General features: G+C 46.7%; 19 protein-coding genes. 6 read left to right on the plus strand and 13 right to left on the minus strand.

The window, feature by feature from the left end; translation table 11 throughout:
* Positions 1 to 46: 46 nt before the first annotated feature.
* The 3 genes from UF05_RS12790 to UF05_RS12800 form a co-directional block, all read right to left on the minus strand.
* A complete protein-coding gene (locus UF05_RS12790; RefSeq protein ID WP_045545633.1) occupies positions 47 to 1,726 on the minus strand; it encodes an RluA family pseudouridine synthase in 1,680 nt (559 codons plus the stop codon).
* Between the two features lie 117 nt (positions 1,727 to 1,843).
* The gene (locus UF05_RS12795) at positions 1,844 to 2,464 is read right to left on the minus strand and encodes a DsbA family protein (protein WP_045545634.1); all 621 of its coding nucleotides are present in this window, start codon (positions 2,462 to 2,464) and stop codon (positions 1,844 to 1,846) included.
* The gene (locus UF05_RS12800; protein WP_045545635.1) at positions 2,458 to 3,324 is read right to left on the minus strand and encodes an MBL fold metallo-hydrolase; all 867 of its coding nucleotides are present in this window, start codon (positions 3,322 to 3,324) and stop codon (positions 2,458 to 2,460) included. The genes UF05_RS12795 and UF05_RS12800 overlap by 7 nt, the downstream gene beginning before the upstream one ends.
* A gap of 126 nt (positions 3,325 to 3,450) precedes the next feature.
* Between UF05_RS12800 and UF05_RS12805 the strand changes: the two genes are divergently transcribed.
* Positions 3,451 to 4,338: a LysR family transcriptional regulator gene (locus UF05_RS12805; protein WP_045545636.1), complete on the plus strand. Its 888-nt coding sequence runs from the start codon at positions 3,451 to 3,453 to the stop codon at positions 4,336 to 4,338.
* Between the two features lie 95 nt (positions 4,339 to 4,433).
* Positions 4,434 to 5,237: a Cof-type HAD-IIB family hydrolase gene (locus UF05_RS12810; protein WP_025508925.1), complete on the plus strand. Its 804-nt coding sequence runs from the start codon at positions 4,434 to 4,436 to the stop codon at positions 5,235 to 5,237.
* 108 nt (positions 5,238 to 5,345) lie between these two features.
* On the opposite strand, the gene UF05_RS12815 is transcribed toward UF05_RS12810, so the two are convergent.
* The 5 genes from UF05_RS12815 to UF05_RS12835 form a co-directional block, all read right to left on the minus strand.
* Complete coding sequence (locus tag UF05_RS12815; RefSeq protein WP_031813571.1) at positions 5,346 to 5,750, minus strand: hypothetical protein; 405 nt, start codon at positions 5,748 to 5,750, stop codon at positions 5,346 to 5,348.
* A 9-nt stretch (positions 5,751 to 5,759) separates the two neighbouring features.
* Positions 5,760 to 6,851 (minus strand): GGDEF domain-containing protein, encoded by a 1,092-nt coding sequence (locus tag UF05_RS12820; RefSeq protein ID WP_045545637.1) that lies wholly within the window; start codon positions 6,849 to 6,851, stop codon positions 5,760 to 5,762.
* The gene (locus UF05_RS12825) at positions 6,851 to 7,312 is read right to left on the minus strand and encodes an oxidoreductase (RefSeq protein ID WP_005482833.1); all 462 of its coding nucleotides are present in this window, start codon (positions 7,310 to 7,312) and stop codon (positions 6,851 to 6,853) included. Before UF05_RS12825 ends, UF05_RS12820 begins: the two co-directional genes overlap by 1 nt.
* 452 nt (positions 7,313 to 7,764) lie before the next feature.
* Complete coding sequence (gene fghA / locus UF05_RS12830) at positions 7,765 to 8,604, minus strand: S-formylglutathione hydrolase (RefSeq protein WP_020841643.1); 840 nt, start codon at positions 8,602 to 8,604, stop codon at positions 7,765 to 7,767.
* A gap of 61 nt (positions 8,605 to 8,665) precedes the next feature.
* Entirely contained in the window at positions 8,666 to 9,814 is a 1,149-nt protein-coding gene (locus tag UF05_RS12835) for an S-(hydroxymethyl)glutathione dehydrogenase/class III alcohol dehydrogenase (RefSeq protein ID WP_005464962.1), read from the minus strand.
* Between the two features lie 293 nt (positions 9,815 to 10,107).
* On the opposite strand from UF05_RS12835, the gene UF05_RS12840 reads away from it, so the two are divergent.
* Both UF05_RS12840 and UF05_RS12845 read left to right on the plus strand, forming a co-directional pair.
* Positions 10,108 to 10,914 (plus strand): arylamine N-acetyltransferase family protein, encoded by an 807-nt coding sequence (locus UF05_RS12840; RefSeq protein WP_045545638.1) that lies wholly within the window; start codon positions 10,108 to 10,110, stop codon positions 10,912 to 10,914.
* Positions 10,915 to 10,994: 80 nt separating this feature from the next.
* Positions 10,995 to 11,867, plus strand: a complete 873-nt coding sequence (locus tag UF05_RS12845) for a LysR family transcriptional regulator (RefSeq protein WP_020841645.1) — start codon at positions 10,995 to 10,997, stop codon at positions 11,865 to 11,867.
* 99 nt (positions 11,868 to 11,966) lie between these two features.
* Here the strand turns inward: UF05_RS12845 and UF05_RS12850 are convergent, their stop codons facing one another.
* The 3 genes from UF05_RS12850 to UF05_RS12860 form a co-directional block, all read right to left on the minus strand.
* Positions 11,967 to 12,740, minus strand: coding sequence for a siderophore-interacting protein (locus UF05_RS12850; RefSeq protein WP_045545639.1), 774 nt, complete (start codon positions 12,738 to 12,740; stop codon positions 11,967 to 11,969).
* A 210-nt stretch (positions 12,741 to 12,950) separates the two neighbouring features.
* Positions 12,951 to 14,873, minus strand: a complete 1,923-nt coding sequence (locus tag UF05_RS12855; RefSeq protein ID WP_045545640.1) for a S9 family peptidase — start codon at positions 14,871 to 14,873, stop codon at positions 12,951 to 12,953.
* 256 nt (positions 14,874 to 15,129) lie between these two features.
* Entirely contained in the window at positions 15,130 to 15,714 is a 585-nt protein-coding gene (locus UF05_RS12860) for a LysE family translocator (protein WP_025631375.1), read from the minus strand.
* A gap of 114 nt (positions 15,715 to 15,828) precedes the next feature.
* Between UF05_RS12860 and UF05_RS12865 the strand changes: the two genes are divergently transcribed.
* Together UF05_RS12865 and UF05_RS12870 are read left to right on the plus strand one after the other, a co-directional pair.
* Positions 15,829 to 16,269, plus strand: a complete 441-nt coding sequence (locus UF05_RS12865; RefSeq protein ID WP_005482841.1) for an Lrp/AsnC family transcriptional regulator — start codon at positions 15,829 to 15,831, stop codon at positions 16,267 to 16,269.
* A gap of 214 nt (positions 16,270 to 16,483) precedes the next feature.
* Entirely contained in the window at positions 16,484 to 17,662 is a 1,179-nt protein-coding gene (locus tag UF05_RS12870; RefSeq protein ID WP_025501431.1) for a lytic polysaccharide monooxygenase, read from the plus strand.
* Between the two features lie 115 nt (positions 17,663 to 17,777).
* On the opposite strand, the gene UF05_RS12875 is transcribed toward UF05_RS12870, so the two are convergent.
* Both UF05_RS12875 and UF05_RS12880 read right to left on the minus strand, forming a co-directional pair.
* Positions 17,778 to 18,398: an HAD-IB family hydrolase gene (locus UF05_RS12875; protein WP_005460778.1), complete on the minus strand. Its 621-nt coding sequence runs from the start codon at positions 18,396 to 18,398 to the stop codon at positions 17,778 to 17,780.
* A gap of 38 nt (positions 18,399 to 18,436) precedes the next feature.
* Positions 18,437 to 18,748: a cupin domain-containing protein gene (locus UF05_RS12880; protein WP_029865421.1), complete on the minus strand. Its 312-nt coding sequence runs from the start codon at positions 18,746 to 18,748 to the stop codon at positions 18,437 to 18,439.
* Positions 18,749 to 18,751 lie beyond the last annotated feature (3 nt).

The raw sequence follows: 18,751 nt of genomic DNA on the forward strand, positions 1-18,751 counted from the left end.
GGCACTGTTAGTCAGTGCCTTTTTGTTATTTAAAATCTGGAAGACGTTAGAATTCGCACTCAGCTTTGAACACCATGCGCTCTTTGCTGTATGGATGATCCAGCTCTAGCATCTCAGCATGCAGGTGTAAGCGATTCGCTTTTTCGCCGTATAAACCATCACCAACCATCGGCATGTTTAACCCCATGTGATGGGCACTGTGTACACGTAGTTGGTGAGTTCGCCCGGTTTTCGGATACATGTATACCTTGCTGCGTCCATCTTTGACGTCAATCAGTTGCCAGTAGGTTTCTGCATGTTTCCCGTGTTCAAAACACACCAGTTGACGTGGGCGGTCGTCGGGGTCACCACGCATTGGCAGTGAGATTTCCCCTTCAGGCTCGTTTAATACGCCTTCGAGCAGTGCCATATAACGTTTTTGTACGTCGCGAGCCATAAACTGTTTTTGCAGACTTTTGTTCGCGCGTTTGGTTAAGGCAAACACCAAAATGCCAGAGGTCGCCATGTCGAGGCGATGAATCACAAACGGCCCTTCCACATCAGGGTACATCGCTTGTAGGCGCGTATAAGCAGAGTCCTTGATAGTTTTACCAGGCACTGAAAGTAAGCCCGAGGGCTTGTTGACGACGACCATAGCGTCGTCTTGGTAGATTATCTCCAGCTCTTTGTCTTCTGCCCAATTCTCCGCTAATGGGTTGGGTTCGACGTCCAGCCCTTGCATCATATGGCCTAAAATCGGCTGACATTTGCTGTTGCACGATGGGTAGAATTTTTTGTGTTGGCGAACTTCAGACTTTGGCGACACACCCCACCAAAATTCTGCCAACGCCAGCGGTTTGAATCCGTGTTTAAACGCGTATTGGAGCAGTTTTGGCGCAGCACATTCCCCTGCACCTGCTGGTGGTACTGGGTTTGTGGTGTCCGAAAAAATGTCCACCAAGTCGCGTGCTTCGCCATGGTTGTTTAGGAAGCGGTATTGTTTATGCAGTTTGTGCTGTAAAGCGTTGGAGAGTGTCTTGCGCTGCTCTTTCAGGTGAGCAAGTTGCTGCTCTAACTCGGCCAATCGCGCTTCTTTGATTGCAAGCTTTTCATCCCACGCTTGCTTTAAGTATTTGAGAACGTTTTTCTCGGCGACACTTTGCTTACCCAACTCATCCAACAAGATTTTGAGATCATCGGCATTGAGTGTTTGCTCGCCCTGTTGACGCTGTCGTTTGCGAGCGGCGCGGCCGTCAATCATTACTTGGCGCTGTGTTTGCTCTTCTTGTTGATAAGCGGCTCGGTCGGCTTGTATTTGCGCTTTAAGATCTGCCAATTCCGGATTCGCGGCACAGGTTTTGTACTCCGCATTGGCGGCGTTGATGGCATCCGTTTCTGCGCGGAAGAAGCCTTCATCGGTCAGCATGTCGTACACAGGAGGGACAAACCCTGGAATCAAGTTTTGGTCAGCAATTTTGCCAGAAAATGCACTTAAAAAGCCGAGCTCGCCTTGAGGGCTTTTTACCAGCAATACGCCAAACATTTTGCCTCGCCCCGTTTCTTCATTAACCAAACCAAAATCGTGTTCGAAGTCGGTTTGCGCTAATAAATGCTGTTGCAATTGCTTTGCGGCTATAACGCAAAGAGGATGCGGCGTGTAGTAGAACGGAAACGTAAACTGCGTTGGTAATTCATAGCCAGAAGTATCAGCAGTAAAACGAGTAAAACAATGTTCAGGCGAGTGCATGGTGGGTATCCGCGCGAGTAAAAAATCGAGCGAGGATTGTACCTGTTTGAGTCAGGATTGCCATGTCGGTGTTGGCACTCGCTCTTGGATTAAGAACAAGAGCGAGTGGGGAAGAGCTTATTGCAGTTTTTGTAATGCAAGCTTCCACTGTGCCGGTTTGTCGTAGTAGGCTGAGTGCGGCAAGGTCAAGTACTCGCCATTTACTTCTACAATCAGGGTTGGATAACCACCAACGTGTAACTGGCGCATCAACTGTCGGCTGGAGTGAATTCTCTCATCTAGTTCGGCTTCGCTTAACGTCATGTTTTGCTCCCACGCATCACTTGTTAAACCTAGCGATTCTGCAATGGCTTTGAGCGTCGATGCTTCATTCACTTTTAACCCGAGCTGATAATGCGCAGATTGGATGGCCTTTAGCATGTGCCATGGATTCAGCCCCATTTTCTCCGCACTCAAGATCGCTTGTGTGGGTAGATAAGAATCAAGAACAAACGCATCTTCGCTTTTCACGCGTTGCAGATATGCTTCACCAAACGTTGCTCCGGTTTCGGTTGCGATACGAGCGTCACTGTTGATGATGTGCTGACGAAATTCAGGCTCAATCGCGCGTTTCTCAATCATGCCGCCGGGATGAAGCTCCACCTTAAATTGAGAGGTGTCCATCAAGGCTTCGATGAGTGGTGATGCCCCGTAGCACCAACCACACATGGGATCGAAGAAGTAATGCACGGTTACCATGACATTTCACCAGTATGCACTTTCGCACCGATTTCTAGCGCGATTGGTAATTGAGCTTCTGGGTATTTCGCTGACATGGTGTCAATGAGTTGAGCGCTGTTATTGCTGCGTTTTTTCGCTTGCTGAAAATCCTGCAAGTATTGTTGCGAGTAGCGAATGGTGTCTGCGTTCAGCTTTGTGCCTGCTTTCATGTGACCAGGGATGACCACTTGAGGTTTAAGCGCAAGCATCTCGCTAAGCTGCTGCTCCCAAGCATTGATGGCGGTTTGGTCAGCGGCATCGGCCATCCACAAATGTACGTTTGAGTACACGGCTACGTTACCTAGAATCGCTTTGTTATCTGGAATCCATAGGTAAGGGCGGTGTGCTGATGTGCCATGGTTACCACGAATTTCAATCTTATGACCTTCTAGCTCTAATGATGCTTTATTGTACGCGACAGGGATCACTGGTTTTACCGGTGCGTTTGCGCCAAGCTTTGGTCCCCAGTACGCCAGCTTTCCAGCCAATTTCTCTTGAATAATTTTTTGAACCGCAGGCGTTGCGATGATCTGCGCATCAGGGAACTGTTGGTGTAGGGCCTCTGCGCCAAAGTAGTAGTCTGGGTCCGCTTGGCTGATAAAAATGGTTTTAAGCGTTTTGCCTGAGTCCAACACTTTAGCGGCAATGCGCATCGCGTCAGCTTTGGTGAAGCCAGTGTCGATGACCATGGCGTCAGTCTCACCGTATACCAAGGTTGAGTTAACGTGGAAGCTGTTACCGTCGGCGTTGTAAACCTCAAGAGTAAGGGGAGAGTGGTTTGCCGCTAGGACAGGGCTTGCCATTAAAACGGATGCAGCAATCAAAGTGAATTTTTTCATAATAAGCTCCTAAAGAATTTGGGGCCAAGCGACGATGGCTTGGGAACGGGATCTATATTAGGAAATTGATACGCTCGGAAAAATACACAATAATGTACATCACTATTTCTTATTTCGAGCAAATCTATGGACAGAGTAACGGCAGCAAAAGTGTTTGTGGATGTGGTGTATTCTGGCAGTTTTACCGCGACCGCAGAGCGGTTAGACATGTCTCGGCCAATGGTGACTCGTTATGTAGAGGCGATGGAGAACTGGCTGCAAACTCGTTTGTTGCACCGCACCACGCGCAAGGTGTCGCTCACCACCGCAGGGGAGCGCAGCTTGCCTCAGATTGAGCGCTGGTTAAAACAGGCCGATACGTTGACGTCGAATATTGCCGTTGATGGTGAGCTGTCCGGAAAAATCCGTCTCGCGTCTAGCACTTCATTTGGGTTCTCGCAGTTGATCCCAGCAGTAAACAGTTTTATGCAAAAGCACCCCAAAGTGCATATCGACATAGATCTGCAAGACTCAGTGAGTGATCTAACCGAACAACGCATCGATCTGGCAATCCGAATTGCGTCAGATCCCGATCCTTCTTTGATTGGTAAGCCGATTGCGGTGTGTGAATCGGTGTTGGTAGCATCGCCACAATACTTGCAAACTCACCACGCGATCGCGCATCCGCGAGATTTATCTTCACACGACTGTTTGGGTTACAAAAACTTTGAGCGTCACGTGTGGCATTTGTCTCAGAGCGACCAGTTCGAATCGGTGGGAATTGAGTGTCGCCTAACCAGCAATGAGGCCACGGCGTTATTGCATGGCGCGTTACAAGGCATGGGTATTTCGATGCTGCCAACCTATTTGAGCAATATCTATCTGCAATCGGGTCAGCTTGAGTCGGTGTTGCCGAATTGGAAGCCAAATGATCTCAACATTTACGCGCTGTATTCATCACGTAAACACTTGTCTCCTGCGGTGAGAGCCTTCATCGATCACAGTGAAGATTACTTTAAACTGCACCCTTGGTAATCGCGAAAGGCGTCGTCATCCCGACTTGAGATTCATACAAGATCCTGTACCTTACATGGATATATTTTTCGCAGCGTCATTTAGAGTTTTAGTTAATGTCACAAGTTCGCATCAAATTTATTGCTTCCGATATGGATGGCACATTGCTTGACCAATACGGTCGTTTGGATCCAGAGTTTTTCGACCTGTTTTTGCAACTGGAAGAGCAAGGCATTTTGTTCTCCGCTGCGTCTGGTCGTCAGTATTACAGCCTGCGAGACACGTTCGCGCCAATCAAAGATCGAGTGTTGTATGTGGCCGAAAACGGCACCTTGGTGATGTACCAAGACAAAGAGCTCTACAGTTGCACAATTCCTAAAGCGGAAGTGGCGGAGATTGTGAAAGCGGCTCGTGAAATTGACGGAGCGAACATCGTATTGTGTGGCAAGCGCTCGGCGTACATCGAAACGCATGATCAGCAATCACTGGAAGAGTTTCAAAAGTACTACCATCGCTGTGAAACGGTGGCGGATTTGCTTGAGGTCGAAGACGAGTTCATCAAGGTAGCGATTTGTCACTTTGACGGTTCGGAAGAGCTCCTGTTCCCGACCATGAACGCGAAGTTTGGCGCAACGCATAAAGTTGTAGTGAGCGCAAAAATTTGGCTGGATGTGATGAATGCCGAGGCGTCTAAAGGCGCGGCCATTAAGCATCTTCAAGAGACGATGAATTTTACTCCGGCCGAAACCATGACGTTTGGTGATTACCTCAACGACCTCGAAATGCTGCAAGTCAGTGAGCATTCGTACGCGGTTGCCAATGCGCATGAAGAGATTAAGAAAATCGCTCGTTATTCTGCGCCAAGCAACCAAGAGGCTGGGGTACTCAAAGTGATTAAAGAGAAAGTGTTAGCGAAGTAACGCCCTCCTTTCGATGTTACTTTCTTCTTAACGTAAAAAGCCCCGCAGTACATGCAGGGCTTTGTTTTTTTTGTGTGTGGTGGGATGGGGTAGTAATGTTCCCGTTTTTTAGCGCACGTACTTAGCGGTTGCGCTGACTAAAAAGTGCTGCAACTTTCCATCCGATTTTGGTACCCACAAGTCGTTGTGGTATTGGTAGATACGGCCATTGACGGTCACAGACAAGGTGTTATCACCCGTTTGTTCCATGCGAATAAACTGATCCGAAGTGACCAAAAACGGCTCTTGTTCTTCAATGCTCTGACCCGTTGCCAATACGAAGTAGCCGAATCGGTTACCAGCATCCGGATCGGTTGAGTAGATTCGATGTCCAACGAGGCTGTAGTCGTCGTTGAGTGCCTGCTCAAGCGTTTTTTGCCCGATGGTTTCGTGCGATGGGATGAATACCCAAGCCAACACACCTGCCGCAATGACTGCCAGTAGAAGCAGTATTTGCATGAACTTTCTCATCATAAATACCGTTTAACGTTGAAATTTCATTTTGTACATGCGCTTATCCGCTATGCTGATAAGAAAGTCAACATTATCGCTGTCACTTGGGTAGTGTGCGACGCCAATACTGGTCGACAGTGACGATACGTTGTTCGCGTTCAGAACCGGAGTATCAAACACTGAATGGATGTGTTTTTTCGCCTCCTCTGCATCGACGTCTGAGGACTCAATCACGACAGCAAACTCGTCTCCACCCATCCGATAGGTACTGAAGCTATCAATATTCATGTCTTTCAATCGCTTGGCAATTTCGCACAACACTGTATCACCAGCTTGGTGGCCGTACGTGTCATTCACGTTTTTGAACCCGTTTAGATCCAACAGACACAAAGAAAAAGCCGTTCGGTTGCGGGTGTTATTTCTCAACGTGAGAAACAGAGCATTTCGGTTGCCAAGGCCAGTAAGGGGGTCACTCAACGCCAGCTTACGATGGAAGTGCGATTCTCTGTAGAAGAAGTAAGTCAGCGACGAAATCGACAAGACGAAAGTGGCAAACAGCATGTATTGCGCTTTCATCAATCGTTGGCTTTCATCTTTTTGTGTCTCGTACACTTGGCTGGTTAAGCGAAAGTTCTGGTTCACAAAGTCCACCAAGTTTAAATACAGCGTTTGAGTGGCGCGATAAAACTGAGCTGCCGCTTGGCTGTCGCCGGTTTTGGCTTCCACCAACAGTGGTTCTAACTCTTTAAACTCATTAAACAGTTGCAAAAAATATTGTTGAATGTGATTGCGAGAAAAAAAGGTGTAGACGTCTTTACTATTTATTAATAAATCAAAACGGCTCCAAGCAAGCTCATACTGAAGTTCTGCACCTTCTATTTTTAAAACACTTTCGTCCAGTCGACGTGCTTCACTGACGAGCTCAGAAAGTTCTTTCGATAACTGGAATAAAAACCATGTCGCTTGTTTTTGCTCATCAGTAAAACTTTGCGCTAAGACCCGAGTTTGTTGGAGCAATATGACATTTGCGAGCAATAAAGAAGTGGCAAAAACCAAAAGGAGCATTTTGCTGGTCGTCGAATAATTTTTTTGTTTAATTGGGTAAGCTTCTGATAACTTCATTATTTTTGTTTTATTTTCATCTCATTAACTTGCCATACCATTTGGGCATGATATTCATTGTGATCCAATTCAGGATATTGACTAAGAGGGTATATCACCCAGTAAGGGCCTTTATTTCTCACTTTGATGTAATGATGATCTTGCTGGTACGCCAAAATTGGCTGATAACGAACAATATCTTTGCGAGATAAGGTGGAGTGATAGTTGTTTAAACTGCCGATATCGACTTGCTCTGGGATGCTTCCATAAACATGAGTCAGCAGCGTGCTGAGCTTTACACCAAGAAACTCTGAAGATTGTTGAATCCAAGGTAAATCAGTGGTGTAGCTGGTGGTTGGGAGAGATTGAAGCTCTTCCAGTTTAAGTGTGACGCTAGGTTGTTGAGGACTACTAAAAGTAATGGAATTGGCAGAAAGGAATGGTGCGAACAGCAGCAAACTGAGTGATACAATTTTTTTCATCATACGCCCTTTTGTTTTTTATTCTTTTTACCGAGCTAGAACAAAAAGTTGCTAGCGGTAAATTATTTATGATTTTAATGACAAAGCCAACCGTATGAGATTTTATAATATGTTATGTTTGAAAAGTAACTGTAGGTTTACTTCACGTCAAGGTTCTTTAGTGACTTCTTAATTAATAATTAAAAGGTCATTAAAAAGAAATTATTATCGAGTTATATGACGATTTAACGTCATTTAACCGAATTTCAATGAAAATCCATACCATTCTCACCTAATGAACTCTCGCTCAGAATTAACATTGAATTTAAGATTTAAATAATTAGCTCAACATGTTTGGTGTGCGTTGGATTTTATTGGAATAATCGCACTTATTTATTAAATACGTCATACAATAAAGCCACCTAATTTGGTGGCTTTATTTTTATATATCATCAAGTTATTTTCATTGTTATTTACGCAAATAAATATTTTGCGTGAAAGTTTAAATGATTGTCTATAAAGCTCGATATAAAGTAATAACTATGGTCGTAGCCAGATTGCATTCTCAGATTCAATTCTGAACCGTGTTGTTTTGCTGCGGATAATAAGACTTCCGGTTTGAGTTGCTCACTCAAGAAACCATCCGCATCGCCTTGATCAACCAAAATTGGTAAGGGTGATTTTTCTTTCTTCAAAAGCTCACTTGCATCGTATTGCTTCCAACTTTCGATATCAGTGCCCAAGTATGCGGTGAATGCTTTTTGTCCCCACGGACACTGCATTGGGTTGCTGATTGGGCTAAATGCTGAAATCGAGCGGTATAGTGTCGGATTCTTAAGGCCAATGGTGAGCGCACCGTGTCCGCCCATGCTGTGGCCAGAGATTGATTTCACATCCGATACTGGGAAGTTGGCTTCGATGATGGCTGGCAGCTCTTGCGTGACGTAGTCGTACATATGGTAATGCAGTGACCACGGTGCTTGAGTGGCGTTGAGATAAAAGCCTGCGCCTTGGCCCAAGTCGTAACTTGCATCATCGGCAACGCCTTCACCACGCGGGCTGGTGTCCGGAGCAATGATGGCAATCCCAAGTTCTGCCGCCATACGAAATGCGCCGGCTTTCTGCATAAAGTTTTCATCGGTGCAGGTTAAGCCCGACAACCAGTACAAAGCGGGTACTGGGTTGGATTTGGTTGCATTCGGCGGCAAGAAAATCGCAAAACGCATGGTGCAGTTCAACGCTTTAGAATCGTGTGTATATTGTTTGTGCCAACCGCCAAACACTTTGGTTTGGCTTACATTTTCAATGGTCATGGATAAACTCTCTAACAACAGAATGAATTCAGGCTCCCCCTACGGAGAGCCTGAGTCAGCATTACTTATCCATATGGATAACGGTACGGATGCTCTTACCTTCGTGCATCAGATCAAATGCTTTGTTTACGTCTTCCAAGCCCATCGTGTGAGTAATGAACTCTTGTAAGCCAAACTCACCCGCCATGTAGCGGTTTACGATTTCTGGAAGCTCAGAGCGACCTTTCACGCCACCGAACGCACTGCCGCGCCATACACGACCCGTAACCAGCTGGAATGGACGAGTTGAGATCTCTTGACCTGCACCCGCAACACCGATGATCACCGACTCACCCCAACCTTTGTGACAGCACTCAAGCGCTTGACGCATTACGTTTACGTTACCGATACATTCGAATGAGTAATCCACACCGCCATCCGTCATTTCAACAATCACTTCTTGAATTGGTTTGTCGAATTTTTGTGGGTTGATGACGTCTGTAGCACCAAGTTGTTTAGCTAGGTCGAATTTGCTTTCGTTGATGTCGATACCGATGATGCGGCTTGCACCTGCCATGCGCGCACCGATGATCGCTGAAAGACCGATGCCGCCCAGACCAAAGATCGCAACCGTGTCGCCTTTTTCAACTTTTGCAGTGTTCAGAACCGCGCCCATACCAGTCGTTACGCCACAACCTAGTAGACACACTTCTTCAAGAGGCGCTTGCTTGTTCACTTTGGCTAGTGAAATTTCAGGTAGCACTGTGTACTCAGAGAAAGTAGAACAACCCATGTAGTGGAAGATGGTTTCACCGTTGATAGAAAAACGGCTTGTACCATCTGGCATCAGACCTTTACCTTGTGTTTCACGAACGGCCTGACAAAGGTTGGTTTTGCCCGATTTACAGAACTTACACTCGCCACATTCTGCGGTGTAAAGAGGAATCACGTGGTCGCCAACCTCAACGCTGGTAACACCTTCGCCAACCATTTCAACAATACCGCCGCCTTCGTGACCAAGAATTGAAGGGAAGATGCCTTCTGGATCGTCGCCTGACAGAGTGAACGCATCAGTATGACAAACACCTGTCGCGACGATGCGCACTAGCACTTCACCCGCTTTAGGAAGCTGTACATCCACTTCTTCCATTTTCAGTGGCTCGCCAGCCGCCCACGCAACCATTGCCTTGGATTTGATGTGAGTTTGACCAGGTTTGATTTCAAGAGTCATTGGATTTTCCTTTATATTCTCAGTATATGGAGTGACGTAATAAGCGTAGTTAAGGTTTGCTTCCTGCGCTGCGTCGTTTTGTTGGTGTCCATTCTAGGTGTTTCAATAAAAATGATAATCCGTCCATTTTGAAAATGATTTTTACATATACGTAATAATGCTAAGGTGAGTGGACTACAAGAGTGTGATGCCTCCTCAAAACAGAAGGGAAAACGGAAAAGGCGATTGACCTGAGGTTAGGTAGAGGGACTAGAGTAGAAAACAATCAACCCATCAGATAAGTAAGAGTGATTATGAATAAGACGGATCTGAACGCCTATTTAACCAAGCTCGGTTTGCCGAGTGAGTTACCCGCCGATTTGGAGTCATTGCACAAGATTCACGTAGCGCAGCACCGTTGCCTGCCGTTTGAGAACTTTGATATTTCGTTGCAGCGTGGCATCTCTGTTGAGATTGAAGACATCATTCAAAAAACCGTGTATCACTCCCGTGGTGGCTACTGCTTTGAACTGAATGGCTTAATGCTCGATGTGCTCAAGACCCTCGGGTTTGAAGCGCGCAGCTTACTTGGGCGTGTTCACGTGATGGGGACGCCGACAGGTCGCAGCCATCAAATCACGTTGGTGACGCTGGATGAACAAGCATGGATTGTCGATGTAGGCTTTGGCTCCAATACGCCGCGCGCGCCATTGCCGTTTATCCTCAACCAAGTGATTCAGACGGATTTACAAACCTTCCGCTTTGTTGAAGATGCCCAGTTTGGTTACTTCCTTCAAGTGTTGTCAACGGACGGAACGGACACATGGAACAACCTTTATAGCTTCGATTTAGAGTTTGTGTTTGCGGGTGATATCGCGTGTGGCAACTTTTTTACCTCCACTTCTCCCAACTCGCGTTTTACCAGCGCAAGAGTCGCGGCGAAAGCAACAGAAAGTGGGTTGGTGACATTGCTTAACTACACACTCAAATACACCAGCGAAGGTGAGCAGACAGAATTAGAGTTAGAACCGGGCCAAGCCTATCTGGATGCATTGAAAGAATACTTCGGCATTGAACTTGATGCGCAGTACGGCGATCTTCGTCCGTTGCCTGACGCGTAAAATTCTCCCGTTTTCAAAGCGTAGCGCGACGAGAACATTTTCATCACTATTTGTCTAAAAGAGGTCGACAGGAATACAGCATGGCGAATTGGGAAGGGGTCAGCGAATTTGTTGCTGTGGCGGAAACCAACAGTTTTACCGGAGCAGCAGCTAAGCTGAAAACATCGGTGGCACAAATCAGTCGTCGGGTATCAGCTCTTGAAGAACGACTTGCGGTGAAATTGCTGCATCGCACGACGCGAAAAGTCTCCCTGTCTGAAGCCGGACAACTCTATTACCAGCAGTGTAAACATTTGGTGGAAGGGTTAGAACTGGCCGAGCTTGCCGTCACGCAAATGCAGACCGAACCGCGCGGTTTGCTTCGCGTGACGGCTCCTGTGACGTATGGGGAAATGAATCTCGCGCCGCTTTTGCATCAGTTTTTGGAAAAGTACCCGCGTGTGGATCTTGATTTAGTGCTGACCAACCAAAAGCTGGATTTGATTGAGCAAGGTGTGGACGTGGCGATTCGTCTTGGCCGCTTGCAAGATTCCAGCATGATCGCCAAGCGTCTTTCCTCACGTCAAACCTACGTGTGTGCTAGTCCGATGTACTTGGAGCGTTTTGGTGAGCCACATACGTTGTCGGAATTGGGACGGCATCAATGCTTGGTTGGCTCGGTCGACTATTGGCACTTTAAGGAAAATAAACGCGATAAATCTTTACGCGTGTCGGGACGGATTAAATGCAACAGCGGTTTTGCTTTGGTGGACGCAGCGAAACGCGGTCTTGGTTTAGTGCAGCTGCCGGATTACTACGTTCAAGAAGCATTAGACAGTGGTGAGTTAGTCGAGGTGCTGACCGATTACCGCGACGATCGCGAAGGCATTTGGGCGCTGTATCCGCAAAGTCGCAATTTGTCGCCAAAAGTGCGGTTATTGATCGACTTTTTGGCGCAAGAGCTTGTTGATTAGCAGTTTAAAGTGCCTCATTACAAGGTATGTTGCTAAAACGCCCGGTAATGCCGGGCGTTTTTATTGGGATGAGAGCTGGAATCGAAAAAACATGAATCACTATTGATTGGATTCCGCGTCTTCACGTTTAATCACTTTGTGCCCGTCTTCCGACACGCCTTGTTTCCAATAGCTGCTGATGTAGATATTTTCACGATCAACTTCTTTCTCGTTGCGGAAGTATTGGCGTAGCGCGCGCATTGAATCGAACTCACACGCACACCATATTGCGGCGTCCCCATCTAGCCATTTTTGTTCGCGTACCGCTTCTGCTAGGGTTTGACCTTCTGTAAGCCAAATTAGCTCTATACCAGCTGGTGCGTGCAGAGGCTGGATGTCTGCCGCAGACATCACACTGATCACGGCGTAGCCTTTTGCTTCTTCTGGTAGCGTACGAATTTTCGCTGAAAGGGCAGGAAGTGCTGTCATATCTGCGGCCATAAAGAACCAATCAGCCTCGGTATTTAAATTAGAGATACTGCCTGGACCTACGATATTAATCGTATCGCCTTTTTGTGCGGCCATCGCCCAACGCGCGGCAAAGCCACACTGTAAATCTTGTGTGGTGTGGAGGACAAAATCGACTTCGATGGTGTGTGTTTCCGGATGGAAACGACGAATAGTATAGGTTCGCATTAATGGTCGGTTATCGTCGCTTAGCGTGCTCAAATCGGTACCGCCCATCTCATTGAACAATAGTTTGATGTAGCTACCTTCGCAGTCGCGTGGAAACTGGCCTAGCGCTTCACCTTGCAAAGTAATACGCTGCATATTTGGGGTAATTGTCTCTGTATCTGTGACAACAATCGTTTTAGGTTGAGGCTTCTTCTTCATCCTTGACTCTACTCGATAATTATTCTCTTTCTCATTTAAGATTATCAAGATCTCTCATAAGAGGGTAGTGTCTTTATATAAATTTACACTGTGAATTGAGCTGGATTCTTGGAGGATTGCAGTAGTACTGGGGGCTGGGTCGAGCAAAATACGTAGAAAAATAAGAAAGGGCACGCCAACATGCCCTTTCGAACTTAACGATGTAAAGGCTTACTGAGTCTGCTCAAGTAAATGTGTCTTTAGGAATCTATCCATCGCTTGGTAACCATCAAGACGGTTCTCCAGAGAGCGGAATCCGTGCCCCTCATTTTCCTTCACGATATATTCGACCTCGACGCCTCGTTCGCGCAGTGCATCAACGATTTGGTCTGACTCGCTCTTCACCACGCGTGGATCTTGTGCACCTTGTAGGACCAATAAGGGTGCCTTAATTTGGTCGACATGGAACACTGGTGAGTAGGCTTTCATCATTTTCGCATCTTCAGGATCATTCGGATTGCCTACTTGCTCGTGTAACATTGCAAGGAATGGTGCCCAATAAGGTGGAATGGAGTCCATAAAGGTAAATAAGTTAGATACGCCAACGTAGTCGATTCCGCACTTATATAAATCCGGAGTGAATGTCACCCCCGCCAGAGTTGCGTAGCCGCCATAAGAGGCACCATAAATACATACGTTGCCATCTTGTGCGTAACCTTGTTCGGTAGCCCATTTGACACCGTCGGTAATGTCATCCTGCATGGATTGTCCCCATTGCTTGAACGACTTCTCCCAAAACTCGCGACCATAACCAGTTGAGCCCCTGAAGTTCATTTGCAGCACGGCGATACCACGGTTAGCGAATAATTGTACCTCAGGCTGAAATCCCCAGTGATCACGAGCCCACGGACCGCCGTGTGGGAGCACAAGCAAAGGCAGATCTTTGGCTTCTCGACCCTTCGGCAGCGTTAGGTACCCATGAATAGTTTCTCCATCGCGAGCGGTGTATTGGATAGGCGTCATCTTCGCCATATGTTCTGGCTTATGCCATGGAGCGTTTTCTGCCAATTTCTCCAATTTGTCTGCGTTACGATCGTAGAAGTAGTAATTTGGTCGATCGACATCGCTGTAGGTGACGACAATCATTTTACTTTCATCTCGCGTCGCACTGGTTACAGAAATTTCTACATTTGGCAGTTTCTCTGAGAGGCGTTCGAACGTTTTTTGGTAGGAATCATCTAAGAAGTGATAGTGGTTTTTATCTGTCACGTAAGAGACTGAAACCAGCTTATTAAGCGCTTCAGAGTAGTGAGCGCTATTCACGTCAACTTCCGGGTGAGAGAAGATTTCTCGTATTTCTTTATTGGCTTTTACATCGTATTCAACGATGGCTGATTTATCACGCGTAATTCGTGAGGCCACATATAAGTTTTTGTTGTCCGGCGTGAATGAAATGGGGCTAAAGCTCTCTTTGAAAGTGAGATTTTTTAGTGGCTTAAATTCATCTTCAACCGTATCGCGATATAAAACGGAGGTATTAACACCATCTGATGTGGTGATGACACGAATGTTGCCATCGTGATCGGTACCCCATGAGCGCACATTGCCCGGGTTTTGCGCGACGAGAGTATTTTCGCCTGTTTTTAGATTATGTCGATATACATCAAAGACTTGCGGGTTACGCTCGTTACTCGAAATCAAAATGTCATCGGGTTGATTATCTAGTGTGTCGATGACGTATGCCACAACACCGGATGTCGGTGTAATGGTTTTCTCTTCGCCTGTTTTGACATTAACCGTCACGAGATAAAAGTTCTCATCTCCTCCCGTATCACGAGAGTAAATTACGGTGTCTTCGCCAACCCAGTAGTAGTATGCGATGTCGCGTCCTGTTACGGATGTGACGCGTTTTATCTGATCGGGGTTATTTGTGGGATAAACAAAGATGTTCTTACGGTCTTGCCATGGCTTCATCATAGAGATGTAGTCACCAGCAGGAGAGATTTGATAGCTAGAAACTTCGCTGTTTTTAAAGAAATAATCCACTGGATACTCGGGTGGAATGACTTCAGCATTGGTTGTGGTGTATGTTTGACTGCAACCCGCCAATAATAATCCAAAAGTGGCAGCAAGAATAAGCTTGCGAGTGTGCATTGTGTAACGCTCCTTGTGTAAAGGACCTTAAGCTCATGAGCTTTTGGCCGGGGTGATAGATTCATCGCAGTTACTGCGAGCAAGCAACGAACATTAAAAATAGCTGTGGCTTATGATTAGTGTGCTTTTAATAAATAGCGCATTGCTTCGCTACTATGACCCTGGCATTGTCCAAAAGTGGCGTTAGATTGTGATTATTGATTCAGTATCTACCTGAACTTTGTATTAGATCACGGTTTTACGGCTATTTTGTCTTCTATATCATTGGGATAGTCGACAGCAGTAAAAGCGCTGCCATCCCATAGTTAAACCCTTTTACACGCCTAGATGTGGTCAACCAACGCTGCAATTGCATGCCTGCCGCCGTCCAAAATGTCACCGATGGCAAGTTGGCTAAACAGAAGATACCGGCGATAAAAGTCAGTTCAAGCCAAGAACCGCCGCTGGTGTATACCGTAATCGCCGTCAACGCCATCGACCAACCTTTTGGGTTCACCCACTGGAATGCGACAGCCCCTAAAAAAGACATCGGGCGAAAATCGTGTTTTGCTTCGGTTTTGTCGCTGGTGGCGATTTTGTACGTCAAGTACAGCAAATAACTCAAGCTCAATACTTTCAAAATGGAGTGGGTGAGCGGGTAGGCATGGAACAGGCTCATCAAGCCAATGCCCACCAAAATTAACATGGCACCAAAGCCGAAGGTAATGCCCAACATGTGTGGGATAGTGCGTTTAAAGCCGACATTTGCCCCTGAGGTCATCAACATAATGTTATTGGGACCCGGCGTAAAAGTGGAGACAAAAGCGAACAACGCCAAAGCGCCCAGTTGATGATATTCCATAGATTGTTCCTTGAATCAGTTCTCGATAAGTTGAGAACAACTATAAGTAGAACTGAGGTCAATATTGTGCTTTTATTTGATGATTAGAAACTAAATAAGCAATGAAACATCATCATGGATAGATTTGACGAAAGAATATTGCAAGTGCTCAAACGAGACGGAAGAATCTCCAATGTGGAGCTGTCGGAACGCGTTGGTTTATCTCCGTCTGCAACCTTACGCCGAGTGCAAGATTTAGAGCGTAAAGGCGTGATCAAAGGCTACCGAGCGGTACTGGATAATCAGCAACTTGGCGTGGGTTTTGTCGCTTATGTGTCGATTGGTTTGGCCTCGCACTCTAAGCAGGCGCAGCTGGGTTTCGAAGAGCATGTGCGTTTTGTAAACGAGGTGGTGGAATGTCACAACATCACTGGTGCGAACGAGTATTTGCTGCGTGTGGAAACGCAAGATCTCGCCGCTTATAAAGCGTTTCACGCTGATGTGTTGGGTGAGTGCGAACACGTCAAGTCGATCACAACCATGGTGGTGATGGACACACCAAAAGACGAGCGCTAGCCAAACGAGAGTGACAGTTTTTGTGGCACACGAATTTGAAGTGACTCGAAAGAGTCAGTCGAGTATGAGAATGGTTCACAACAAATGCTGGAAAGCAGATGGCACTCTTACAATTTCCATATTTATTCTCACCTTCTAAATAATCCCATCCTGCTAGTTTTGCTTAAACCGCTTGTGTTTCAGAGCGGCGAGTCAGCAAAATTAAGGATGAACGATGAAATCACATGTAACACTTCCTCTTTTGAGCTTAAGCGCTGTTGCCGCATTGAGCTCATTTAACGTCAACGCCCATGGCTGGGTAGAGTTTCCAAGTGCTCGTCAAAATACGTGTTATTTAGACGGTGGTTTTTGGACCAACGAGATTCCTAACCAAGCGTGTAAAGCGGCTTTTGAAGAATCTGGCGCGTACCCGTTTGTGCAACGCAGCGAAATCGCGGCGAACGTACCAAACTACCGCGACATGGCACACGTTCAGGCGGTGGTTCGTGACGGTGAACTGTGTTCTGCCGGCGATGCCGCTAAGAAAGGCTTGAACATTCCTTCTCCAAACTGGCAGCGCACCAATGTTACGCCAGATGCAAACAACCAAATTGAATTGGTGTTTTACGGTAAAGCGCCGCACAACCCATCGTACTGGGAATTCTATCTCACCAAGCCAACTTATGATGATTCAAAGCCTCTTACTTGGAGTGATTTAGAGCTGATCGACACCGCAGGTGATGTGTATGTTGATGCGGAAAAACGCTACCGTATTCAGGTGACTTTCCCTGCTGATCGTTCCGGCGATGCGGTGCTTTATACTCGTTGGCAGCGCATTGATGTCGCTGGGGAAGGTTTCTACAACTGTAGTGACATTACGTTAAACGGAACGGGCACGACGCCACCGACTGACCCTGTAGATCCAACCGAACCGGGCAACAATCTGACATCTCTAGGCTACTTTGTTCAGCAAGGTTTTGGGCCAGTAGAGTCTGGCGATACGGTGCGTTTCCGTACGTTTAATGCGACGGGGAATGAAATTGTCGATATTTCACTACCAATCAGCGCAAACAATACGGCTACTTGGGCGGCAGAAATTGCGGATCAATTTAACGCGCAGCAAACGGGCGATTGGTATGTAGGCATTTGGCATCAAGAGATGAACCACTACATGTTCGATAGTAAGAACGTGAATGCGAACCAAGTATTAGCGCCAAGCGCAGACTTCAGTTATGCGTTGTCACTGATCAAAGCGGATGTACCGCCACCAGTTGAGCCAACCAACTTGTGGGACAAGACGGCCGTTTACAACCAAGGTGATGTGGTGACGCACAACGGCAAAGAATGGACTGCCCAGTGGTGGACGTCTGGTGAGGAACCAGGCACAACGGGTCAATGGGGGGTATGGCGTTAAGCCAGTTATTCGGGCCCTGAATAATAAAACCCTTCTCATGTGAGAAGGGTTTGTTTTTTCAGTCTAAAGCGACCACTTTGGCGAGTGGTTGTCTTGAAAATCAGAGCATATATCGTTATTCGCTTGCTCTCCACTCGCTCCAGTTGAGCATCGCGTAGTCTGCCAGTTTGAGCATCGGAATGTCTTCGTGTGTATCACCGTAGGCATAAATAGACGCAAACTCGTCGAGCGAAAACGCCGCCTTAACGCGCGAGACTTTTCTTTCTAAACTGCAATCACCTTGCTGGTAAAAGCCACTCAGTTTTGGCTGTTCTGAGATCAGTTCACTGCACAGCAAGTGGTAACCGTTCGCTTCACACCAAGGCTTGAGATACGCATTGAGTGATGCCGACACCACCACAATGGTATCGCCTCTGTGTTGATGCCACGCCAACCTTTCCATCGCTTCTGGCCGTAAGTACAGCGGGATCACTTCATGGGCAAACTGAGCGCCAATCGCTTCAATTTGCTGCGTTTCTTTCCCTGAAAATGCAATAAAACTGCTGAGCGGACGCATAAGACGAGCGGGTAACACTCCGAGTTTGTACAGCGCATAAAATGGCATGATAGCGACCTTTCCTACTCGCTTGCGCAGGCCATAAGCAGAATAGTGGAGGAAAAGGCTAAACATATCCTCTCGAGTGATGGTGCCATCAAAATCAAACAGTGCCAGTGACGGCTTGGTAGTATCGAGCAAATTCAGCGCCTATCTTTCGATTTAAGATCGTTTTGTGTTTATTGATAAAACACTGCCAACCAGATGGTTTCTTGCGTTGGGTCAGTCCAGCTCACTTTGTGTTTGGTATGAGCCGGAATTGTCACGTGATCGCCTGCCTCAAGTCGTTTCACTACACCTGATTCAAAAGTCAGCTCTCCAGTTCCTTTAAGAACCAATACCCATTCATGTTCTTCTTGATCGTACCAGCCACTTTTGGGCGAGGTTTGCCCTGTTGAGACAATGCGTTCTATACGCAGGTTTTTGTGGGTCAGCAGGTCTTCGAACACTTCCTCGTCGAGGTTATTCGGTAAGTCTTTAAACAGGTTCATGGC

Source organism: Vibrio sp. S457-15 (assembly GCF_000960545.1).
In the GTDB taxonomy this organism is placed as follows: Bacteria; Pseudomonadota; Gammaproteobacteria; order Enterobacterales; family Vibrionaceae; genus Vibrio; species Vibrio parahaemolyticus.

Bases quoted from the DNA above. Each gene is read 5' to 3' on its own strand.
- UF05_RS12850 (WP_045545639.1), bottom strand. From the start codon at position 12,740: ATGAAGAAGAAGCCTCAACCTAAAACGATTGTTGTCACAGATACAGAG.
- UF05_RS12795 (WP_045545634.1), bottom strand. From the start codon at position 2,464: ATGGTAACCGTGCATTACTTCTTCGATCCCATGTGTGGTTGGTGCTAC.
- UF05_RS12880 (WP_029865421.1), bottom strand. From the start codon at position 18,748: ATGAACCTGTTTAAAGACTTACCGAATAACCTCGACGAGGAAGTGTTC.
- UF05_RS12865 (WP_005482841.1), top strand. From the start codon at position 15,829: ATGGATAGATTTGACGAAAGAATATTGCAAGTGCTCAAACGAGACGGA.
- UF05_RS12810 (WP_025508925.1), top strand. From the start codon at position 4,434: ATGTCACAAGTTCGCATCAAATTTATTGCTTCCGATATGGATGGCACA.
- UF05_RS12805 (WP_045545636.1), top strand. From the start codon at position 3,451: ATGGACAGAGTAACGGCAGCAAAAGTGTTTGTGGATGTGGTGTATTCT.
- UF05_RS12800 (WP_045545635.1), bottom strand. From the start codon at position 3,324: ATGAAAAAATTCACTTTGATTGCTGCATCCGTTTTAATGGCAAGCCCT.
- UF05_RS12815 (WP_031813571.1), bottom strand. From the start codon at position 5,750: ATGATGAGAAAGTTCATGCAAATACTGCTTCTACTGGCAGTCATTGCG.
- UF05_RS12835 (WP_005464962.1), bottom strand. From the start codon at position 9,814: ATGACTCTTGAAATCAAACCTGGTCAAACTCACATCAAATCCAAGGCA.
- UF05_RS12825 (WP_005482833.1), bottom strand. From the start codon at position 7,312: ATGAAAAAAATTGTATCACTCAGTTTGCTGCTGTTCGCACCATTCCTT.
- UF05_RS12855 (WP_045545640.1), bottom strand. From the start codon at position 14,873: ATGCACACTCGCAAGCTTATTCTTGCTGCCACTTTTGGATTATTATTG.
- UF05_RS12870 (WP_025501431.1), top strand. From the start codon at position 16,484: ATGAAATCACATGTAACACTTCCTCTTTTGAGCTTAAGCGCTGTTGCC.
- UF05_RS12840 (WP_045545638.1), top strand. From the start codon at position 10,108: ATGAATAAGACGGATCTGAACGCCTATTTAACCAAGCTCGGTTTGCCG.
- fghA (WP_020841643.1), bottom strand. From the start codon at position 8,604: ATGACCATTGAAAATGTAAGCCAAACCAAAGTGTTTGGCGGTTGGCAC.
- UF05_RS12820 (WP_045545637.1), bottom strand. From the start codon at position 6,851: ATGAAGTTATCAGAAGCTTACCCAATTAAACAAAAAAATTATTCGACG.
- UF05_RS12790 (WP_045545633.1), bottom strand. From the start codon at position 1,726: ATGCACTCGCCTGAACATTGTTTTACTCGTTTTACTGCTGATACTTCT.
- UF05_RS12860 (WP_025631375.1), bottom strand. From the start codon at position 15,714: ATGGAATATCATCAACTGGGCGCTTTGGCGTTGTTCGCTTTTGTCTCC.
- UF05_RS12845 (WP_020841645.1), top strand. From the start codon at position 10,995: ATGGCGAATTGGGAAGGGGTCAGCGAATTTGTTGCTGTGGCGGAAACC.